Here is a 6,949-nt window from a genome sequence, read left to right on the forward strand (position 1 = left end):
TTCAAATGCGATTGCCCTGGCTCCAGAAGCAGGGGAACTCGTCGCGCAGGCGCTTGTAGTACGGGAACGGATCGGCGTCGATGGCCGGTGAATAGGGGTCGAAGTGAAACACGCTGACGTCTCCTTGGCGGTGTGGTCTGGAACCCACACTGTAACGGAAAGGTCATGGGCCTGGCGGTGATTTTCAAATCAAAAAATGGTACTTTTCGTTCAAAATATGGCCTGCCATGTCAAAAAATTCCGCTATATCTTTGCGTCCTGCCGAGGCCACCACAGGCCGTTGCGGGCTGCAAATCCCGCGTTTTGCCCTCTATGGCGAGGCGGCCATGCCGGGGCAGGACCTGCTGCACATCGAGGAGGTGCAGTCGCGCAGCCGCTTGTACCATTGGGAGATCGAGCCGCACGTGCATCAGGGTTTGTACCAGGTGCTGTGGCTGTACCAAGGTTCGGCAGACGTGGTGCTGGACGAGTGGCGCGAGTCGGTGCAAGGCCCTGCCGCCGTGGTGGTGCCGCCAGGGGTGGTACACGGTTTGCGTTTTGCCCCCGACACCGATGGTTTGGTGTTGACGCTGAGTGCGCGCTTCCTGGTCGAAGGCGAATTCGAGTCCATCGGCGAGGCGTTCCGGGCCTTGTTTTCGGCGCCGGGTGTGGTGCGTTTTGCCGCCACGCCCGACACCGCAGACGCCACGGTGCAACGGCTGGACGCGTTGTTCCGCGAGCTGGCGGCGGAGTTCGTGTTGCCCGGCAACGCCGAATCCCCCGTGGCGGGTTGGCTGGCGCGGGCGCTGGTGTGGCGGCTGGCGCAGGCGCGGGCGTTGTGGCGCGACCAGCACGGCGGCGAGCGCGCGTACCGGCACCAGGCGCTGTTCACCCGTTTCCTGCTGCTGGTGGAGGCGCACTTCCAGGATCATTGGTCGCTGGAGCAGTACGCCTCGCGGCTGGGCCTGAGCACGGCGCGCCTGAACCGGCTGGCGCGTACCGAAAGCGGGCGCAGCGCCTTGGAGCTGGTACACGAGCGCCTGACGCGCGAGGCGTGCCGGCGGCTGGTCTACATTGCCGCGCCGGTGGCACAGCTGGCCGAGGAGCTGGGTTTTGCCGATCCGGCCTACTTTTCGCGCTTTTTCAAGCGCCGCATGGGCCTGAACCCGCACCGCTGGCGCCAGTTGCAGCTGGCGCAGCAGGGCAATGGCAGCCCTGCGTAGCACCGGGCACCACGGCTTCGAGTTGTTCGCGCAGCCAGCGGTGGGCGGCATCGTGCTGGTGGCGCTGGTGCCAGATCAGGTACATCGGCAGGGTGGGGCAGGCACAGGGCATGGCCACGCTGGCCAAGCCGCTGAGCAGGTGCCGCTGCAACAGCCCCGGCGCGGTGGCCAGCAGACGACTGCCGCGCACAAAGGCGGGCAAGGCGGCAAAACCCGGCACCAGCACGCTGCAACGGCGGCGCAGGCCTTGGCGTTCCAAGTACTCGTCCACGTCCAGGCGGCGCTGGGGTTCGTACAGCACGGTGATGTGCTCAGCGGCGAGGTAATCGTCCAGGTTGCGGGGTGCGTCGCGTGTGGCGGGATCGTAAAACACGCGGTAGCGGTCTTCAAACAGGCGTTTTTGCAGGATGTCGCCGCCATCGGGTGGGCGTGGGCTGATGATGAGCTGGCAGTGTTCATCGCGCAGCATGGTCAGCGTGGGCACGTCGGAGGCGATGACGCGCAGCACCACCGCCGGTGCTTGCTCGCGCAGGCGTTGCACCAGCGCAGGCAGCAGCGTGTCGCGCTGGAAGTCGTTGGCGGCAATGGTGAAGGTGGTGTGCCAACGGGCCGGGTCAAACGCCGCACCGGCACGGGCAAAGCGTTCCAGCTCGCGTAACAGTTCGCGGGCTTGGGTGGCCAAGGCCTCGGCCCGCGCGGTGGCCACCACGCTGCGGCCCGATTTGACGAACAACGGATCGTGCGTGATGGCGCGCAGCTTGTCCAGTTGGTGGCTGACGGCGGATTGCGTCACGCCCAGCCGCTGCGCTGCGCCGGTGACGCTGCCCGCTTCCACCACCGCCACCAGCAGTTGCAGCGCCCGGGCATCCAAATCTGACCAATCGAAATGGCTCATGGGTAATATGACGAAGAATCTGTTTATTTGTGGCCTGAAGGCCCGCATACTACCGCCACAACACACCGTTTTTTTGCAGGAGACCACCCAGTGTCCCAGACCTTGCCCCCCATTCCCGGCACCGTTTTGTTTGACAGCGACATGGCCAAAAAAGGCTACGCGCTCAACAAGATGTGTTTCTCCTTCAACGACGAAGCCAACCGCACCGCGTTCCTGGCCGATGAAGAGGCCTACATGACGCAGTACGGCCTCAATGAGCAGCAGAAAGCGGCCATCCGTTCGCGCCAAGTGCTCGATCTGTTGGCAGCGGGCGGCAACGCCTACTACTTGGCCAAGTTTGCCGGCATCTTCGGGCTGAACATGCAAGACATTGGTGCCCAGCAAACCGGCATGACCGTGGAAGCATTCAAGGCCAAGCTGTTGGCCGCCAACTTCCAATAAACCGACACAAGGAGCACAGACATGGCACAACTCATCGGCGGCCTGGGCACGTCACACATTCCCGCCATTGGCGGTGCAATCCACAAGGGCTTGCAGCAAGATCCGTACTGGGCCCCGTTCTTCAACGGTTTTCCGCCCATCCGCGAGTGGCTGGCCGAGAAAAAGCCCGACGTGGTGGTGATGTTCTATAACGACCACGGCCTGAATTTCTTCCTCGACAAAATGCCGACCTTTGCCGTGGGCGCGGCCACGCAGTACAACAACGCCGACGAAGGCTGGGGCATCCCGACCCTGCCGCCGTTTGCTGGTGAGATCGACCTGTCGTGGCAAATCATCAACACCCTGATTGACAAAGAATTCGACGTGGTGACCTGCCAGGAAATGCTGGTGGACCACGCTTGCACCTTGCCGCTCAAGCTGTTTTGGCCCGATGAGTGCCCGGTGACGATTGTGCCGGTGTGCATCAACACGGTGCAGTTTCCGCTGCCCAAGGCCAGCCGCGTGTATGCCATGGGCAAGGCGGTGGGGCAAGCCATTCAGGCGTGGGACAGCGACAAAAAGGTGGCCGTCATTGCTTCCGGCGGTCTAAGCCACCAGTTGGAAGGCCAGCGCGCCGGTCACATCAACAAAAAGTTTGACCTGCAATTCATGGAAAGCCTGGTCAGCAACCCGGAATGGGCCACCCAGTTCAGCATCCATGAGCTGGTGGAAAAAACCGGCACCCAAGGCGTGGAACTGCTGATGTGGCTGGCCATGCGTGCTGCTCTGACCAACGCGGGTTCGGGCGTGCGCAAGGTGCACAGCAACTACCACATCCCTATCTCCAACACCGCCACCGGGCTGATTGCGCTGGAGACGCTGGCTTGATGTGATATTTGCAAGCTGGCCAACGCGGCCTACTTGCTGCGCACCCTGGCCAAGCCCGAAGCAGAAGGGGGTTTTCAGGCGCGGGCAGCGCCTTGTTGACGTTCTTGGCGCTGGGCTTCCCAGCCCTTGCAGGCCAGCCCCACCACCTTGGGTATGGGGCTGTTGCCTGTGCGGTAGTACGCAATCATGCGCCGCGTCATGCCCAGCGATTCGGCGGCGGTGGCCAAGCTCAGGCCGTTGCGGCGCATCCATGCGTCAAACGCCTCTGCGGTGGGCATGCCGGCTTGTTCGCGGCACAGCGTGTAGAGCCGGTCGGAGTCCATCGACAGGCCACCCGGCCAGTCCAGCCCGTGCCCGGCCCAGGGCTCGATCTCCACTTGTGCAAAGCAGTCGGGCTCACGCAGCGCATCAAACGGCGGCGCAGTCAGGCCAGACATGTTGAGGCGCAGCGTTTCGCCGGTGCTCCAGTCGATGTCAAGGGCCAGTGGGCCCACAACGCGCACGGCCCTGATGGTGATGGGCTTTTTCATGGGTTCAACCTCCTGTATTCGGCCAAGTAAGTGGCGGTGTGTTCGGCAATGTTTCGCAGTACCTCATTGAGACGATTGGCGGGCTTGACCCAGATTGAGCGGCAAGCCTCGGGGTTCAGCCCGAGGTCTGAGCGAACAGGCCGGGACGGCCTGTCTGGTGGTAGACTGCCCTCTGTTGCGACGACAGTTCCAAATTCTTCTTTTGCCATTAGGCAGTTGGAGCCGAGCACAGAAATGTCCGGTGATTCGCCGTCCCGCATGGGAGTCCGAGAGGTAGGCGCTTTGCTGAATGAGTCGGCGCAAGCCGATGCGGTCGGGCATGGCCGTCCTGTAGAGGGAATCCCTGCCATTAATGGCGGGGAGGATGTCAAGAAATGCTGGCCGCATTGCGCGCTGGGGAAACACCCCCACGGGCGTGGGGAAGGCTGCAGCGCCAGCAAGTCGGGCAGCAGGTCGTAGGAAACACCCCCACGGGCGTGGGGAAGGCCACTCCCCGCGCCGTGCATCAAATCCGGGCGCAGAAACACCCCCACGGGCGTGGGGAAGGCCTCAACAACAACATAAGTCCTACTGTGAGCTGAGAAACACCCCCACGGGCGTGGGGAAGGCCGGCCCCGTTGCGCGGTATGCGCTGGAGGTTTAGAAACACCCCCACGGGCGTGGGGAAGGCACATCTTGCTCGATGCCATCTTCGTCCATCTCGGAAACACCCCCACGGGCGTGGGGAAGGCGCACACGACATCTTCAACGACGATCAGGAAGCAGAAACACCCCCACGGGCGTGGGGAAGGCGCTGTGTGGGGTGCAGACCCGCACAATCAAGCAGAAACACCCCCACGGGCGTGGGGAAGGCCTTTGGCCCTGTACGCGCAAGAAACGGGGGCGGGAAACACCCCCACGGGCGTGGGGAAGGCCCAACGGGCACGGGCTGGCCGGGTTGCAGTTTGGAAACACCCCCACGGGCGTGGGGAAGGCAGCAGCGCGCCCGCGTGCGGGTGAATACGGGCAGAAACACCCCCACGGGCGTGGGGAAGGCTTTGAGCAATACGCTTTGATGGAGCAAGAGGCGGAAACACCCCCACGGGCGTGGGGAAGGCCAACACCGCGCGCGCATAATCAAAATCGCTGAAGAAACACCCCCACGGGCGTGGGGAAGGCGGACATGATCTGTCTGATGACCGACAACGGTGAGAAACACCCCCACGGGCGTGGGGAAGGCAGCCTTGGCAACTTTATACTAACCCTTCCCCTAGAAACACCCCCACGGGCGTGGGGAAGGCTTGCTGAATGCTGGTCAAGCCGCCAAGGACGTGGAAACACCCCCACGGGCGTGGGGAAGGCTCGGCTGACGTGGGTTTGCCGCCGGTGGATGTGGAAACACCCCCACGGGCGTGGGGAAGGCTCAATGCTGGGCGATAACATCCAGCGCCTGATGGAAACACCCCCACGGGCGTGGGGAAGGCGGCTTTCACCGTGCGCAGGTCGTCCAGAAACAAGAAACACCCCCACGGGCGTGGGGAAGGCAATGAGCGTACCCAAATCTTCAATCGCATCCAGGAAACACCCCCACGGGCGTGGGGAAGGCCGTGCGACGGCGTGCCATAGCGGCGCGTTTTGGGAAACACCCCCACGGGCGTGGGGAAGGCCTTGCATCACCCCGGCGCAAGCAGCCGCATGGAGAAACACCCCCACGGGCGTGGGGAAGGCCCCGCTGCACCCACCGGCCCTGCCGCTGGCCTGGAAACACCCCCACGGGCGTGGGGAAGGCGATGTAATGAACGACGTGGCGACTTTCGCGCCGGAAACACCCCCACGGGCGTGGGGAAGGCGTGGCGGCGGCCTGTGCGGCATTCTTGGCGGTGGAAACACCCCCACGGGCGTGGGGAAGGCATACCAACACCATCAGATGTGAAGATTCTGACGGAAACACCCCCACGGGCGTGGGGAAGGCGACCTCCAGCAAGGACTACATGGCCGAGCAAGAGAAACACCCCCACGGGCGTGGGGAAGGCTTAGCAACTTCACGGCCCTGACGGGTGCGCTCGGAAACACCCCCACGGGCGTGGGGAAGGCTTGTAAACGTGTCGCCGGATCGTTTGTAGATGGGAAACACCCCCACGGGCGTGGGGAAGGCGCGCTCGCAGCTCTTCACCACCAGCAGTCCAGGGAAACACCCCCACGGGCGTGGGGAAGGCTTTCTGTTCCCTTAACCCGCCCGCACGGCAAAAGAAACACCCCCACGGGCGTGGGGAAGGCCTTCGCTCTTGCTGGTGTCGTCGGCTTGCTGCAGAAACACCCCCACGGGCGTGGGGAAGGCAGCAAATCAGGCGCAGCGGCGATCAGGCGGGCGGAAACACCCCCACGGGCGTGGGGAAGGCGTCGCGGTTGCCGTCGTCGTCCACGAAGTGCCAGAAACACCCCCACGGGCGTGGGGAAGGCCGCATGGCGTGCAGGTCGGCTGCCAACTCGCGGGAAACACCCCCACGGGCGTGGGGAAGGCATAAGTTCCTTGTAAGCGTACTTGCTTGCGTCAGAAACACCCCCACGGGCGTGGGGAAGGCCGGTTCGAGAACAAAAGGGCTGAAATGTGGTGGGAAACACCCCCACGGGCGTGGGGAAGGCGTGGCACGCCCAAACAGAAGCGGCGTAGAAGGGAGAAACACCCCCACGGGCGTGGGGAAGGCACCAGTGTATAGCGTCAAAAGAAAGCAATCACACTACCTATGGTGTATTTGTCGATTTCAGGGTTTCGACGATCAGCTGCAAGCCGGAGATTTCTATCGTCGGCTTGCGCGGTGGACCGATGCAGCGCATTTCAAAACCGGGGGGCTGTGGAATGGAGCGCACCATCAGCAAGCCCGATTCGGGCGGGCAGTGCTTGTACAGGTAGTCGATCACGGTTTCGGCCACCGAGTGCTTGACACCGGACACAAACACATTGGGCCGGGGTTCCACGAACCACAGCTTCATGCGTCCGCGCACGGCGGGCGGCAGTTGACATCCTCCCCGCCCTA

At 63.4% G+C, this 6,949-nt stretch carries 6 protein-coding genes and 1 CRISPR repeat array; of the genes, 3 read left to right on the top strand and 3 right to left on the bottom strand.

What is annotated here, in order from left to right:
* Positions 1 to 227 precede the first annotated feature (227 nt).
* Entirely contained in the window at positions 228 to 1,202 is a 975-nt protein-coding gene (locus CON76_RS05265) for a helix-turn-helix domain-containing protein (protein WP_101102337.1), read from the top strand.
* Here the strand turns inward: CON76_RS05265 and CON76_RS05270 are convergent.
* The gene (locus tag CON76_RS05270; protein WP_101102338.1) at positions 1,123 to 2,097 is read right to left on the bottom strand and encodes a LysR family transcriptional regulator; all 975 of its coding nucleotides are present in this window, start codon (positions 2,095 to 2,097) and stop codon (positions 1,123 to 1,125) included. The two genes, CON76_RS05265 and CON76_RS05270, sit on opposite strands and share 80 nt — an antisense overlap.
* Positions 2,098 to 2,187: 90 nt before the next feature.
* Here CON76_RS05270 and CON76_RS05275 point away from each other — a divergent pair, with 90 nt between their 5' ends.
* Both CON76_RS05275 and CON76_RS05280 read left to right on the top strand, forming a co-directional pair.
* Positions 2,188 to 2,538 carry a protocatechuate 4,5-dioxygenase subunit alpha gene (locus tag CON76_RS05275; RefSeq protein WP_101102339.1) on the top strand — a complete coding sequence of 117 codons (351 nt, stop codon included), beginning with the start codon at positions 2,188 to 2,190 and terminating at the stop codon, positions 2,536 to 2,538.
* Positions 2,539 to 2,559: 21 nt separating this feature from the next.
* Positions 2,560 to 3,405, top strand: a complete 846-nt coding sequence (locus tag CON76_RS05280; RefSeq protein ID WP_101102340.1) for a class III extradiol dioxygenase family protein — start codon at positions 2,560 to 2,562, stop codon at positions 3,403 to 3,405.
* A 74-nt stretch (positions 3,406 to 3,479) separates the two neighbouring features.
* Here the strand turns inward: CON76_RS05280 and CON76_RS05285 are convergent, their stop codons facing one another.
* Positions 3,480 to 3,935 (bottom strand): DUF2442 domain-containing protein, encoded by a 456-nt coding sequence (locus tag CON76_RS05285; protein ID WP_101102341.1) that lies wholly within the window; start codon positions 3,933 to 3,935, stop codon positions 3,480 to 3,482.
* A 398-nt stretch (positions 3,936 to 4,333) separates the two neighbouring features.
* A CRISPR array of direct repeats spans positions 4,334 to 6,619; the repeat unit is 28 nt; unit sequence GAAACACCCCCACGGGCGTGGGGAAGGC.
* 37 nt (positions 6,620 to 6,656) lie between these two features.
* On the bottom strand, positions 6,657 to 6,949 hold a 293-nt coding region (gene cas2e / locus CON76_RS05290; RefSeq protein WP_240592773.1), incomplete at its 5' end, for a type I-E CRISPR-associated endoribonuclease Cas2e.

The organism is Macromonas bipunctata, from assembly GCF_002837135.1.
GTDB classification, from domain to species: domain Bacteria; phylum Pseudomonadota; class Gammaproteobacteria; order Burkholderiales; family Burkholderiaceae_C; genus Macromonas_A; species Macromonas_A bipunctata.

What these genes read in the sequence shown, in the direction of transcription:
- CON76_RS05265 (WP_101102337.1), top strand. Translation starts at nt 228, where the DNA reads ATGTCAAAAAATTCCGCTATATCTTTGCGTCCTGCCGAGGCCACCACA.
- CON76_RS05270 (WP_101102338.1), bottom strand. Translation starts at nt 2,097, where the DNA reads ATGAGCCATTTCGATTGGTCAGATTTGGATGCCCGGGCGCTGCAACTG.
- CON76_RS05280 (WP_101102340.1), top strand. Translation starts at nt 2,560, where the DNA reads ATGGCACAACTCATCGGCGGCCTGGGCACGTCACACATTCCCGCCATT.
- CON76_RS05285 (WP_101102341.1), bottom strand. Translation starts at nt 3,935, where the DNA reads ATGAAAAAGCCCATCACCATCAGGGCCGTGCGCGTTGTGGGCCCACTG.